Annotated in this window: 10 protein-coding genes; 9 read left to right on the top strand and 1 reads right to left on the bottom strand. The window is 59.6% G+C overall.

What is annotated here, in order from left to right:
- Nucleotides 1-194: 194 nt before the first annotated feature.
- The 6 genes from P1K31_RS19405 to P1K31_RS19380 all read left to right on the top strand — a co-directional run bounded on the left by P1K31_RS19405 (nucleotide 195) and on the right by P1K31_RS19380 (nucleotide 7,311).
- A complete protein-coding gene (locus P1K31_RS19405) occupies nucleotides 195-1,184 on the top strand; it encodes an ornithine cyclodeaminase family protein (RefSeq protein ID WP_276306010.1) in 990 nt (329 codons plus the stop codon).
- Nucleotides 1,185-1,846: 662 nt separating this feature from the next.
- Nucleotides 1,847-2,875 carry an agmatinase family protein gene (locus P1K31_RS19400; RefSeq protein ID WP_276306009.1) on the top strand — a complete coding sequence of 343 codons (1,029 nt, stop codon included), beginning with the start codon at nucleotides 1,847-1,849 and terminating at the stop codon, nucleotides 2,873-2,875.
- A 286-nt stretch (nucleotides 2,876-3,161) separates the two neighbouring features.
- A complete protein-coding gene (locus P1K31_RS19395; RefSeq protein WP_276306008.1) occupies nucleotides 3,162-4,367 on the top strand; it encodes an ABC transporter substrate-binding protein in 1,206 nt (401 codons plus the stop codon).
- Complete coding sequence (locus tag P1K31_RS19390; RefSeq protein ID WP_276306007.1) at nucleotides 4,249-5,502, top strand: ABC transporter ATP-binding protein; 1,254 nt, start codon at nucleotides 4,249-4,251, stop codon at nucleotides 5,500-5,502. The genes P1K31_RS19395 and P1K31_RS19390 overlap by 119 nt, the downstream gene beginning before the upstream one ends.
- Before the next feature lie 85 nt (nucleotides 5,503-5,587).
- A complete protein-coding gene (locus tag P1K31_RS19385) occupies nucleotides 5,588-6,484 on the top strand; it encodes an ABC transporter permease (RefSeq protein ID WP_276306006.1) in 897 nt (298 codons plus the stop codon).
- Nucleotides 6,484-7,311: an ABC transporter permease gene (locus tag P1K31_RS19380; protein ID WP_276306005.1), complete on the top strand. Its 828-nt coding sequence runs from the start codon at nucleotides 6,484-6,486 to the stop codon at nucleotides 7,309-7,311. Before P1K31_RS19385 ends, P1K31_RS19380 begins: the two co-directional genes overlap by 1 nt.
- A gap of 171 nt (nucleotides 7,312-7,482) precedes the next feature.
- On the opposite strand, the gene P1K31_RS19375 is transcribed toward P1K31_RS19380, so the two are convergent.
- On the bottom strand, nucleotides 7,483-7,965 hold the full coding sequence (locus tag P1K31_RS19375; RefSeq protein ID WP_276306740.1) for an Lrp/AsnC family transcriptional regulator: 483 nt from the start codon (nucleotides 7,963-7,965) through the stop codon (nucleotides 7,483-7,485).
- A gap of 243 nt (nucleotides 7,966-8,208) precedes the next feature.
- Here P1K31_RS19375 and P1K31_RS19370 point away from each other — a divergent pair, with 243 nt between their 5' ends.
- The 3 genes from P1K31_RS19370 (at nucleotide 8,209) to P1K31_RS19360 (ending at nucleotide 13,653) form a co-directional block, all read left to right on the top strand.
- Nucleotides 8,209-9,873 carry an aldehyde ferredoxin oxidoreductase family protein gene (locus tag P1K31_RS19370; RefSeq protein WP_276306004.1) on the top strand — a complete coding sequence of 555 codons (1,665 nt, stop codon included), beginning with the start codon at nucleotides 8,209-8,211 and terminating at the stop codon, nucleotides 9,871-9,873.
- A gap of 140 nt (nucleotides 9,874-10,013) precedes the next feature.
- Nucleotides 10,014-11,414: an APC family permease gene (locus P1K31_RS19365; RefSeq protein WP_276306003.1), complete on the top strand. Its 1,401-nt coding sequence runs from the start codon at nucleotides 10,014-10,016 to the stop codon at nucleotides 11,412-11,414.
- Nucleotides 11,415-11,628: 214 nt separating this feature from the next.
- Nucleotides 11,629-13,653, top strand: coding sequence for a hydantoinase/oxoprolinase family protein (locus P1K31_RS19360; protein WP_276306002.1), 2,025 nt, complete (start codon nucleotides 11,629-11,631; stop codon nucleotides 13,651-13,653).

Raw genomic sequence — 13,653 nt, 5'->3', positions numbered from 1 at the left:
TCTGTGCGTCCTCGACCCCGGAGCCGTACTACCGCGATCGGACATCGGCACTCGTTCTCCATACAGCGTTGATCACCCGTGGACGACGCACCGACGAGGTTTCAGGGGGCTGCCATTGTATAGGATTTAGTCCAATCTAATACTAGATGATCGTAGCAGAGCTTAATACATAGTAGAATATAGGACGTGCTATGATGGACGATCGAGTCCCGGACGGAACGAGGATCATCAGCGCGGCCGATGTGCGAAAGCATATCGACATGTTGGAGGTCATCAACGGGGTCGAGACCGCCTTTTGCAAGCATCATCGTGGAGAGACCACGATGCCGCCGAAGTCGTACGTCGAACTTCCCGACATCGACGGGGATTTCCGATCGATGCCGGCCCAGGTCGGCGACAGCGCCGGCGTCAAGTGGGTGAACGTTCATCCCGACAACCCCGAGAGGTTCAGATTACCGACCGTCATGGGTCTCGTCATCTACAGCGACCCTGAGACGGCGTACCCGTTGGCGGTGATCGATGGGACGGAACTCACCCGCTACAGAACGGGCGCTGCCGCCGGCGTTGCGACCCGTTACCTCGCCCGACGGGGTGCGGATTCGTTGGGTCTCCTCGGGACAGGGATTCAGGCACGAACACAGCTAGCCGCCGTCGCAAGCGTACTCGACTTAGAGAGGGTCGTCGTCTCCGACCTCGATGATAGCGCACTAGAGGCGTTCATCGAGGCCGAATCTGATCGCGACTGTGACATCGTCAGGGGGACGCCACAGGAACTCTGCGAATGTGACGTGATCTCGACGACGACACCGTCCCGCGAACCCATCCTCGAAGCGGACTGGGTTCGGGAGGGGACACACATCAATGCGATGGGGGCCGACGCCGCCGGGAAGCAGGAGCTAGATCCAGCGCTCCTCGCCCAAGCCGCAGTTGTCGTCGACGACTGGGAGCAGTGTTCACACAGCGGAGAGATCAACACGTCCGTCCAGTCGGGGACCTTCACTCGGGGAGACGTCGCCGCAACGATGGGGGAAGTCGTCAGTGGGAGTCCGGAATCGCTCCGAAATTCCACGACCGTATTCGATTCCACGGGACTGGCGATCCAGGACATCGCCACCGCGAAACAGGTGTACACTACCGCCGAAGAGACCGGTACCGGGTCGGTTGTCGATATCGTCCTCTCCTAAGCGCCGCGCGGGGCCAATAGGAATCGGCCTCGGCCGAGGACCATCGAAGCGGTACGCCCGATCGCTTCGCCCTCACGCAAACGGACGGTCGTCAGCGTTCGAGAGGTTCGAATTCCTTCATGTAATGGACGAAGGATCCTGGAAACGCTCGCTGAGCACGAACCGCTCCACGTCGTGGAGATAGCTGCGCACGTCGGCGGTCACCCGGTCACGGTCGAGCGGACGTGTGCGCGCCTCTACCGCCACGACGAGATCCTGCCTGTCGGTCGCGGATGCTATCGTCTCACTGATCGCGGAAAGCGACGGGTCGAGGACGTGTCACCGTGATGAACGCCTTCACGCTTTGGGTGCTTCGACACAGACCACTAGATCTGCTCTCTCCGCGCACTCGTTGAACGTTCTTCTCGGGCTCGTACACAATTCCGAAGGAATTGAATTGTATTCTTAATCTCGGTCGAAAACAGGACCACAGCTAATAAAATATCTAAAACACGACTTTGTATCCATTTTGAATAGTTTTATTAGAAGTCCTATGGTAGGGGGTCCATGACTCATGAAGAGAGGTCACTCGTTCCGATCGACTCGCCTACCGCCATTGTTCGGGAGCAATCGGCAACAGCGGTCACTACGTTCCGGACCGCGGTAGTAGGGGGAGGCGCGTGATGGACGACAATCCATCTACTCGGGCGACGAGGTTCCGCGAGGCGAATCCCGGATCCAACGTCGAGCTCGCCTATGCGGGCGTCAGCACGTTTTTAAAGGCTCCGTATCGGCGAGTGGACGAGGTAGAGACAGAAGACGTGGGAGTCATGGGTATCCCGTATGACGGTGCGGTGAGTAATCGGCCGGGGGCTCGTTATGGACCGTCGGCGATTCGGGAAGCCAGCGGCTGGTGGGCGTACCTGTACGGGTACAAGGGTGGTCTGACGAACATGCAGACGGAAAAGCAGGTGGACTTCGGTGCCCTTTCGATTGCCGACTGTGGAGATGTCCCGGTCTTCCCGATGGACCGGGAGCGAACGGCGGAAAGTATCGAGGCGCACGTGGCGACGCTATCGGAGCGCGCGTTCCCGGTCCTACTCGGTGGGGACCACTACTGTACCTATCCGTCGTTCTGCGGGTTCGCCGAGGGGACGGCCGCAACGACGGTCGGCCTGGTGCAGATCGATGCGCACACGGATACCGTAGAGGAGAGTGCCGTGTTCGGCGAGCACTTTCACGGCTCGAGCACCAGCCTCATCGCTAACTCGAAATATTCGGACTACGAGCACGTGAGCCAGGTCGCGATTCGCGGTTACGAGGCGCCCTCCTTCTTCGAATTCGCGGAAGAAGTCGGACTAAACCTCTATACGATGCGCGACATTGAGCAATCGGGTATAGCGAGCGTTATCGAAGATGCCATCGCAGCTGCCGCGGCAGAGGCGGATGTAGTATACGTGACGTTCGACATCGACGGGGTGGATCCGAGCGTCGCCCCGGGAACGGGCACGCCGGTTCCTGGGGGATTGTCGGCACGGGAGGCGCTGACCGCCGTCGAAGTGATCGGTGCGAGCGATGCCGTCGGCGCCTTCGACGTCATGGAGGTCGCTCCGACGTACGATCCAACCGAGGGGACACAGCGACTCGCGGCGAACCTCTTGGTGACTCTTCTCGAACGGAAATTTGCGGAACGTGTATCGGAGTCGAATTAGAGGGACTCCGTATCGTTTGAAGCGGGATCGAGCGGATCTCTGGTTACTTCCGGAGATACGTCGTCGCGGAGATCGGGGCCGATGATAGAACTCTGCGCTAACTGACCGAGGGTAGAAGGGCGACGTCGAGACACACGGAATGTATCGCCACGCCCCTAGGTCCGAACGACCTCCGCCTCATTCTATCTAATACGACCTGAGTCCAGAAGTTAGCAGTTATATCAGATTACGTCCGGCAGCTACCATTAACTATATATTGCCGGCTATCCGTGTCCAAGTCAGTGACATGCGGAAACACAGCACGAACTCTGACCCTATGAACCGTTCCTCGCGGCGCCGGTTTCTGATCACTACCGGCGCTGTCGGTGCGTCAGCTTTCACTGGGTGTGCGCAGCGAGATCTCAGCGGAAACACTGGCGGAAGCACCAACAGCGGCAATAACAGTGATGGGGGTAGTCAGGGAGGAGAGCGAGTCGTCAATGTTCTAACGTGGGAAGGATACGGCGAGGAGGCGATCGTCCGTGAGTTCGAGAGGGAACACGATGCGACGGTCAACATCAAACTGATCTCGAGCGACCCCGAAGCGTTTAATGTCCTCAAAAGCGGCGGTGTCGACCAGTTCGACGTTCTGACGCTCAACAACACGTGGGCGCAGCGCCACGCGCAGGCGGGCACGATCGAACCGTTAACCCCGAAGGATTTTCCGGCAATGGAGGGGTTTCTCGAACAGTTCCAGTGGCCCTTTAAATCCTTCGAGTGGGAGGATGACATGTACGCTCTTCCCACACGGTGGGGATGGGACACAATGACAATCAATTCACGGAAGGTCCCGAAGGAGCACGTTTCTTCGTACGAGGTTCTCTGGACGGGGGGCCCTGATGGCCAATACGAGAACAAGATCGGGATCATGGACTGGCCGACCTGGAATATCCCGAAAATCGCGCTCACGCTCGGCTACCCGCCGTTCGAACAGACCGATGAGCAGTTAGCGGACATCAAGCAGAAACTCGTCGCGATGTTCTCCAACATGAAGGCGGTGTATACGGGAACTAGTGCCATTCGGCAGGCGTTCCTCCAGGGAGACATTACAATGTCTCCCGTTGGGAACTTCACGATGTCACAGTTGCGCGCCGAAGGGAACGAGTGGATCAATGTCGTGATCCCCGAAACCGGTGGAATGCAGTGGACGGAGGGGGTGTGTATGGTGAAAAACCCACAGAACCGCGATCTTGTCATCGAGTTTATGAAGAAGGTCGTTACTCCAAAGGGGCAGTTTAACATCGCGTGGAAGCCCTCGGCCAAGAGTCCACCGGTCAACACCGAATCGTTCGACCTATTCAACAAAGAACAGCAGAACGCGTTGATGTTCAATGATGCAGGATTTGACGCCGCAGATACGATCCTCGATAAGACGGTCCCGTACGAGTTCTCGCCGATCACTAACACGTGGACCGACCTGTGGACCGAGGCCAAGGCTCGCGCGGGGGTCTGAGATGAGGTCTACGGAGATCTCGGCAGGGATGAGCGATGTCGAGGAGGGTCAAGCAGTCACGGGGACCGTCGAACTGCAGGGTCTGAGAAAGGAATACGACGACATCGTTGCGGTCGACGGGGTGGACTTAGAGGTCGCCTCCGGAGAATTCCTGACGTTACTCGGCCCCTCTGGTTGTGGAAAATCGACGACGTTGCGGATGATCAGCGGACTCGAAACGCCCACGGAGGGAGACGTCTTCATCAGCGGCGAGCGCGCGACCGCACAGCCCGCAAACAAGCGAAACACGAGCATGGTGTTCCAGGAGTGGGCGCTCTTTCCGCATATGACCGTCGAGGAGAACATCGGGTTCGGCCTGCGAATGGACGGCGTACCGAAGGACGAGCGCAAGGGCCGAATCACGGAAGCGCTCGAACTCGTCGAACTGCCGGGCTTTCACGACCGAAACGCGACCGAACTCTCGGGTGGGCAGAAACAACGCGTCGCGATGGCCCGATCGATCGTCCGCGAACCGGATGTACTCCTGCTCGACGAACCGCTCGCGAGCCTCGACCGGAGGCTTCGCCAGCACATGCAGGTCGAACTGAAGGCGATCCAGGAGGACCTCGGAATCACCTTCCTCTACGTCACGCACGATCAGGAGGAAGCACTGACGATGAGCGATCGTATTGCCGTGATGAACGAGGGACAGATCGAGCAGGTCGGCGAGACGACTGAACTCTACGAACGGCCGACCTCGAAGTTCGTCGCCTCTTTCCTCGGCGAGACGAACCTCTTTGAGGGAGAGCTGCGCCGCGAGAATGGTCGGTTTTTGGTCGAGACCGGAGAGTTGACCGTCGAGACGACAGACGATGGCAATGATATCGATTTTGACGGGAATGACGTTGCGCTTACCATCCGTCCCGAACGTGTGATGCTCGCACGCTCGACGCGGACGCTCGACGCCACGAACGCCTGGGAAGGGACGGTAGTGGAGGCCGTTTACAAAGGGTCGCTGAAGCAGTACAATATCGATATCGGTGGAGTCAACGTACACGTCGAGAAACAGATCAACGATGAAACCGAGGTCTTCGACGTGGGAGATCGCGTCGTCGTCGGATTCCCCCGAACGGCCGTACGGCTAGTCCACAGTTAACGCGACGAGATCATGAAACAGACTACCATGCCGGCCACGTCTGTGTGCTGGCGTCACGGAACTCCGAATTCCCTGGGTGATCGCTATGTCAAGTGAATCGATCGGTCGAATACTTCCCGTTCACGGAGCGAGCGAACGCTTCGCGAAACTACGAAAACTGGCGGTGACGGCAGGTCCCTTGGTAGCGCTCGAACTGCTGTTTTTCATCGGACCGCTCGCGATCATGTTCATGATCGCGACGATGGAGATGCAGTCGTTGGTACTGATCCCGAACTACGGGATCGACAACTTCGTCTCCGTCTTCGCGGAGTACGTGAATCGAGTCGCGTTCACCAACACAGTGACGATCGCCGTCTCCACGACGGTAACCGCGGCGATCGTCGCGTATCCGATCGCCTACTACATCGCCCGGTTCGGCGGCGCACACAAGAACCAACTGCTTATCCTGGTCATGGTTCCGTTCTGGACGAACTACATCGTCCGGATCTATGGGTGGAAGATCATTCTCGGCTCGCAGGGCGTGGTGAACTCGGGGCTCATGGCCCTCGGCGTGATCAACGAACCGATCGGGTGGTTGATCAACACGAAGTTCTCCCTCTGGCTTGGCCTCACGTACCTCTGGCTCCCCTTCATGATTCTACCCCTATACTCGAGCCTCGAGAAGATCGATCGGTCGATCATCGAGGCGGCGTACGACCTCGGTGCTTCACGAACCAGCGTGTTTCGACACGTGATCTTTCCGATGTCGCTGTCTGGACTCGTCGGTGGATCGATCTTCGTGTTCATCTTCAGCATGGGCGCGTACATCGTTCCGGCGATGCTCGGTGGGGGCGAATTATTCGTCGGGACGCGAATCGCATACGAGTTCGGTATTGGCGGTGACTGGCCGATGGGTGCCGCGATCGGGAGCGTGCTCGTGCTGCTCGTCGGTGGGACGCTCTGGGCGCTGATCGGGTACGTCGATATGGAGGAGATGTTCTGATGAGTACACGTTCTGAATCACGCTTCGATGCAACGATGTCGCTCGAACGAGTCTGGGGCACCGTTGAACGCCATTGGATCGGTGTCTGGGCTGCACTGGTCTTTCTGTTCCTCTATGCTCCCATCATCGTGCTGATCGTCTTCTCGTTCGAACGAGGGACCTTCTCTACGCTACCGTGGAGCGGATTCACCCTCGAGTGGTACGGGCGGCTGTTCACGAATCAACAGATAATCCGGTCGACGATGAATAGCTTCTACGTCGGGGGGATCGTGACGATCGTCGCGACGTCGCTTGGTACGCTCGGTGCGATCGCGTTGGTCCGCTACGATTTCCGTCTCGCCGGCGTCTACCGAGCGCTCGTGATCGCGCCGATGACTCTTCCCGGTTTGCTCCTCGGCGTTGCCCTGCTCATCTGGTTCCGCTACGTCGGCGTGAGCACGACGCTTATGACCGTAATGATCGGCCAACTCGTGTTCGTGACGCCGTTCGTACTGATCACGGTCAGTTCTCGACTGCGGGGATTCGATCCACAACTCGAAGAAGCCGCCCGTGATCTAGGTGCGACGCGATGGCAGACGTATCGGCACGTGACGCTTCCCTTCCTGATGCCAGGGATCGTGAGCGGCGCGTTGTTCGCCTTCACCCTCTCGTTCGACGACTTCCTCATCGCGTTTTTCACGAGTGGCGTCGAAAACACGCTCCCGATCTATATCTGGTCGAAGATACAGCACGGAACGAACCCCGTTATCAACGCGATCAGTACGCTGGTGCTTCTCTTCAGCATCACGCTGATCATCATCAGCGAACGGCTGGGCGGTCGTGACTGAGGACAGTACTCCCGATTAGGCGGTGATGCTCCACGTACCGCCCCGTGGTGCCGTCTATGGCTTCCGACGACGCTCTGTCGATGGTGGTGGTGGGAGCAGACGCCGTGCCGGGCAGATGCCCGACCGATCACGCGACTCGTCTGCCTGTGACGCCCATCGTGTCGATAGCCCTCAAAGTAGCAGTTCGAGTAGCGTCTCTAGCTCGTAGTCGGCTACCGCGTTCGACTCGCTCTTCACGGTGCTGATGACGAACGTGGAACTCGTTCGGTGGATCTCATCAGTCGCCTCGAACTTCTCGACCATCCGTTCTACTTGCTGTCGGGATGGAAGGTGGGAGATGACGATAAAGTCCGTGTCACCGAGCGTGAAGTAGACCTGGTTTACGCCCTCTATCTCACTGAGTTTGTTCCCCACCGACTCGTGATATCCCTCCTCGAACTCGGCCCACACCTCCGAGATGAGCGTTATCGAAAGTCCGATCTTGTCCAGATCGACGTCGAGCAGGTCGTTCGTGATTACTCCCTCCTCCTTGAGTTGTTGTATCCGGTAGTGGACCGTCGATTTCGGAATGCCTGATATGTCGGCGATTGCGTCCGGACTCCCGGTCTTGTGCTTCGCGATCGCACTTAGAATACGAATATCTTTCTCATCAATGGACACAGTTCAATCTCGATCGGCTCTTTTGCTCTGCGTCAAAAAAACTTTATCGGTCTTCTCACTCCAGCCAGAGCGCCGAGAGGGAACCTCCGTCCGAATAAGCGCTCGCTGCAGAAAGCGATCGTCGCGATCGATTCATTCCCACCCCTATTTAATGAACCAGATTCTATAATATCTAACTTAATCGGACTTGGTACACGATAGTGAATATTTATTAGATAGTAGTGAATAGAGACGGGTATGCTTCACGCGGAAGGGCCGCTTCTCTCGATCGATGTAACCGACGGGGTCAGCGAGACGATCACGGTCGACGATGTCTGCTCGTCGTATATCGGCGGCCGTGGCGTCGCGACCAGACTCGCTTACGAGCGTATCCCGTTCGACGCCGACCCGTTCGGGCCGGAGAACCGCCTCGTATTCACCACCGGTCCGATGCAGTCGTCCCGGATGAGCTTCACCGGGCGGACGAACTGTACCGGCGTGTCGCCGCTGACCGACGGCCTGCTCTCGTCGAATGCCGGCGGATTCGTATCGCGGAACCTTGCGGCGACGGGCTACAGTGCCGTCGAATTCGTCGGCGCGAGCGACGAACTCGTCGTCGTCCACGTCACCGACGAGGGCGTCGAGATCGAGGCGGTGCCTGATCTCGAGGAAGCACCCGTTTCGGAGACAGTCGAGTACCTCGCATCCGTGCACGACCTAGACGCAGAACACGTCGCTTGCATCGGGCCTGCGGGCGAGAATCTGGTCCGCTTCGCGGCGATCATGACGTCGGAGAGCCGCGCGTTCGGCCGCGGCGGCCTCGGCGCGGTCCTCGGATCGAAGAACGTCAAGGCGATCACGTTCCGCGGAAACTCGCCTCCGGAGGTCGAGATTCCACCGGTACAGATGGACGTCCACCGCGAAGCCGCGACGAGCGATAATATCATGAAGCGTCAGGGGACGACCAGCATCACCGAACTCGCCAACGAGGTCGGGGCGCTCCCGACGCGCTACTTCTCGGAGTTGGCGTACGAGGGGGTCGACGGCATCAGCGGCGACCGGGTCGAGGAGAAGAAGTTCAAGAAGGGCACCTGCTCCGCGTGTGCGTTCGCCTGCAAACTCCCGACTCGCGACGAGGAGACGGGGATCGAGACCGAAGGCCCCGAGTACGAGACCGTGATGGCGTTCGGGAGCAACGCCGGCGTCGATGACGTCGTCGACGTAATGCGATCCAACGAGCTGTGTGATGAACTAGGGCTCGACACCATCAGCGCTGGCGACGTCGTGTCGGCGTACCTCGCGGCGGAGGACGAGTTCGGCAACGTCGACCTCATCCACGACCTCGTCGAGCGGATCGCCTACCGCGAGGACGAGGGGGACCGCTTAGCCGAGGGCGTCGCTCGCTGTCACGAAGAGTTGGGCGTTGAGAACTGGACAGTTAAAGGGATGGAGTTTCCTGCCCACGATGGACGGACGCTCAATGGACAGGGCCTCGGATTTGCGACGTCTAACCGCGGTGCAGACCACATGTTCGCCGTCTTCTACTCCTATGAGTACCCACTCGTCTCGTCCGACGACGCGCTCGATCCCGAAGGGTTGGCGAATAAGGCACCGCTGCTCGTCAAGCAGGAGAACGCTCGCGCGCTTGAGGACTGTGGAATCATCTGTCGGTTCTCCCGGGAGTTCATGACGCCTGAGCGAATGGAACAGCTGTTCGATGTCGATTACGAAGATCTGCTCGCGATCGGCGAGCGAGTCATTACTCTCGAGCGTCACTTCAACAACCAACGGGGGGTCGATCGCACGGACGACACACTGCCGTACGACCTCCCGAATTTCGAGGCTGCGCTCGATGAGTACTACGGCGTCCGTGGGTGGAACAACGACGGAACGGTACCGGATCACACGGTCGCTGACCTCTGAGGTACACGTCTCAGATAGTGTCGAGCAGTGCGCGAGGACTTTCGATGGATTAGCACGAGGCGAGTCGGATCACGTCCAACTTTAGGTAGCTCAATAGAACTAGGTTAAAGTTATATGAGCAGAAGATGGCTTCCGAACGCATGAGCGACGAGAGAACAGGTGGCAACCTCAAGCGAGTCCTGACGAAACGTGATATCTTCGTCCTGGCGTTCGGGGCGATGATCGGTTGGGGGTGGATCATTCAATCGGGCTACTGGATCAACGAGGGCGGTGTTCGCGGATCGATACTCGCATTCATCTTAGGTGGGATAATGGTTACCGTTGTCGGCCTCATCTACGGCGAACTGGCGTCCGCGATGCCGTACGTCGGTGGTGAACACGTCTACAGCCTGCGTGCGCTCGGACCGATCGGCTCGTTCGTGTGTACCTGGGCGCTCGTATTAGGTTACGTCGGAGTCGTCGTTTTCGAGGTCGTCGCGTTGCCGTCCGCACTCGCGTATATCGTTCCGGGGTTCAACGCGGTCCACCTCTGGACCGTCGCCGGGGAACCGGTCTACGCGACCTGGATACTCGTCGGGGGGGTCGGAGCGATCGTGATGACCTACCTGAACTACCGTGGCATCCGCCCTGCAGCGCAGTTCCAGACGCTACTCGCCGTCGTGATCGGGCTGGCGGGAGTCACGCTGGCCGTCGGTGCGGTTCTGAACGGTACCTCGCCGTCCACGCCGCCGTTCGGCGGGGTGGGGGTAGCCGGCGTGTTCACCGTCGCCATCATGACGCCGTTCATGTTCGTCGGTTTCGACGTGATTCCACAGGCCGCGGGCGAGGCCGACGTCTCGCCGCGAACGCTCGGACTCCTCATCCCGGTCGCGGTGGGGTTCGCAGCGCTGTTCTACATTGCCGTCATCTGGGCGTCCGGCCAGTCGATGACGGGTCCGCAGCTAGTCGAGAGTCCGCTGCCGGCCGCCGCTGCGATGGAGAGTCTGTTCAGTAGCCAGCTCATCGGTCGCATTATGGCGCTGGCGGGGATCGCGGGTATCCTCACGAGCTGGAACTCCTTTATGCTCGGTGCCAGCCGTGCCGTGTACGCGCTCGCCGAGTCGGAGATGCTACCTCAGCCGCTGAGCGAACTCCACCCCGAGCACAACACGCCCGTGAACGCCCTCCTTCTCATCGGGGGGATCTCGGTGTTTTCGCCCGTGTTTGGCGAGCAGATGCTGATCTGGATCGTGAACGCGGGCGGGCTTGGGCTGGTTTTCGCCTGGGTCTTGGTGGTCTTCTCGTTCTTCGTACTACGTCGACGCGAACCCGATATGGACCGGCCACTCGAACTCCCCTACGGCCACGTTCTCGGCGCGCTTGCGCTCGTGTTGACGGTGTTTTTCGTCGGGCTCTATCTCCCCGGAGCACCGTCGGCGCTCTCGTGGCCCTTTGAGTGGGGGATCATCCTCCTCTGGGCTATCCTCGGTATCGGCCTGTACGTCTTCTCGAGGAGCTCTCATTCCCGTGCGGAAACCGGTGTAGAAGAGGTCGACAGCTGATCCTTACCGGGATTCTTACGCTAGTCCGTGTCTGCCGGCATCTCGCCCAATGTGATCACTGGCGAAGGGAACATCTTCCCCCCACTCAATATACGGCAGGAAAGACGGCAGTATACTGAACCTAAACCTATATCTTTCCGATATATCGTCCGGAGTTCGATTCAGTGGAAAGATTTATGTGAGATTGGTATGGCTTCACACGTGGGATGATACTATGACTCGATCGGGCGTCGATATCGGGGGGACCTTCACGGACGTGATAGTCTTCGACGAGGAGACCAGGGAGATAGAAATCGCGAAGACGCCGTCGACGCCGGCGAATCCGGCGGAGGGGGTCGTCAACGGCTTGACGAAGGCCGAGATAGACATTGCGGACCTAGATTTCTTCTCCCACGGGTCGACGGTCGGGACTAACGCCCTCATCGAACGCGATCTCCCCCGTATCGGACTCATCACGACCGAGGGATTTCGCGATGTCCACGAGATACGCGATGCGACGAAAGACGAACTCTGGGACGCCTACGAGGACGTCGCCGATCCGTACGTCCAGCGGCGGGACCGCCTTGAGGTTCCCGAGCGTGTCGACGCCGCCGGCAATATCGTAGAACCGCTTGACGAAGACGTAGTTCGGACGGTCGCTCGGATATTCAAAAAGCGGGGTATCGACACGATCGCTATCTCGCTGATCAACGCCTACGCCAACGGTGAGCACGAGCGGCGGGTCGCCGAGATCCTCGCGGAGGAACACCCCGAGGCGTTCGTCTGTACCTCCCACGAGATTCTGCCAGAGATGTTCGAACACGAGCGGACCAGCACGACGATCATCAACGCGGCACTGGTCTCGGTCGTCCGTGGGTACCTGACAGATCTCTCGACGCAGCTCGCCGATCGCGGCTACGACGGCGATGTCCTCGCGATGCATTCCGGCGGTGGCGTAATGACGACAGAGGCCATCGCCTACTACGCCGCCCGCATTGCCAACTCCGGACCGACGGCGGGTGCCATCGCCGGCCAGTACATCGCTGAGCAGTGTGGCTTCGAGAACGCCATCGGCTTCGACATGGGCGGGACCAGCGCCGACGTCTCGCTCACCTACCGAGGCACCGTCGAGATGACCGACGAGTGGGCCGTCGAGTACGGCTACCCCATCATGTTCCCCTCGACGGACATCGAGACCATCGGGGCCGGTGGCGGATCCATCGCCTGGATCGACGATGGCGGATCGCTCCGGGTCGGCCCGAATAGTCAGGGCGCTGATCCCGGCCCGGCCTGCTACCTCCGCGGCGGCGACAAACCGACGACGACCGACGCGAACGTGGTGCTAGGGTGGGTCGATCCCGACAAGTTCCTCGGCGGAGACATGGAGGCGACGGCCGATCCTGCTCACGAGGTCATCGAGCGCGATATCGCCGACCCGCTCGGCTTCGACCTTACCGAGGCCGCCTCGGCCATCGAGCGTATCGCCGTCGCTAACATGTGCAACGCCGTCCGCCTCGTGTCGACGAGCAAGGGATACGACCCTCGCGACTTCGCGCTGGTTGCGTTCGGCGGTGCCGGTCCGATGTATGCCGCCCACGTCGCAAGCGAAATGAACATTCCGAAGGTCATCGTCCCGCCATACCCGGGCATCAACTCGGCGCTCGGCTGTCTGCTGGTCGATGTCGAGCACGACCTTTCGCAGACATTTATCGCCGACGCCACGGAGGATGTCGTCGACGATATCGAGAGCGCATTCGGAGAAATGGAGAGCGAGATCCACGAACGGCTCGCCAAGGAGGGCATCGATGACGAGGAGATGCGGATGGACCACGAGGTGAAGATGCGCTACGCCGGCCAATGGCGCTCGCTAGATGTATCCTGCTCACGGCCTCTCGACAGTATCGAGTCCGTTCGGTCGCGGTTTCACCGCCAGCATCAGCGGGCCTACGCCTACTCCGACGAGGACCAACCGGTCGAAATCTACGGCCTCCGCGTCACCGGCCGGGGCGTCGTCGAGAAACCCGCCTTCCCCGAGATCGAGGGAGGCGAGGCGGTGGGAGCTCACCGAGGCATCCGCGAGGCGTACTTCGAGAGAGTCGGTGAGTACGTCGAGACGGACATCTACGACCGCGACGCTCTCGGTGCTGGCGTCACCCTTGACGGGCCAGTCATCGTCGAACAGATGGACTCCACCGTCGTCGTTCCGCCGAGTGCGACGGCCGAGGTGGACAAAACGGGCAACATCATCATCACGGTGTAA

This window comes from Halomarina halobia (assembly GCF_029338575.1).
In the GTDB taxonomy this organism is placed as follows: domain Archaea; phylum Halobacteriota; class Halobacteria; order Halobacteriales; family Haloarculaceae; genus Halomarina; species Halomarina halobia.
This window is presented reverse-complemented; position numbering and strand designations above follow the sequence as displayed.

Coding starts and splice junctions, on each gene's coding strand:
- P1K31_RS19405 (WP_276306010.1), top strand. CDS start 195: ATGGACGATCGAGTCCCGGACGGAACGAGGATCATCAGCGCGGCCGAT.
- P1K31_RS19400 (WP_276306009.1), top strand. CDS start 1,847: ATGGACGACAATCCATCTACTCGGGCGACGAGGTTCCGCGAGGCGAAT.
- P1K31_RS19395 (WP_276306008.1), top strand. CDS start 3,162: ATGCGGAAACACAGCACGAACTCTGACCCTATGAACCGTTCCTCGCGG.
- P1K31_RS19390 (WP_276306007.1), top strand. CDS start 4,249: ATGCAGGATTTGACGCCGCAGATACGATCCTCGATAAGACGGTCCCGT.
- P1K31_RS19385 (WP_276306006.1), top strand. CDS start 5,588: ATGTCAAGTGAATCGATCGGTCGAATACTTCCCGTTCACGGAGCGAGC.
- P1K31_RS19380 (WP_276306005.1), top strand. CDS start 6,484: ATGAGTACACGTTCTGAATCACGCTTCGATGCAACGATGTCGCTCGAA.
- P1K31_RS19370 (WP_276306004.1), top strand. CDS start 8,209: ATGCTTCACGCGGAAGGGCCGCTTCTCTCGATCGATGTAACCGACGGG.
- P1K31_RS19365 (WP_276306003.1), top strand. CDS start 10,014: ATGAGCGACGAGAGAACAGGTGGCAACCTCAAGCGAGTCCTGACGAAA.
- P1K31_RS19360 (WP_276306002.1), top strand. CDS start 11,629: ATGACTCGATCGGGCGTCGATATCGGGGGGACCTTCACGGACGTGATA.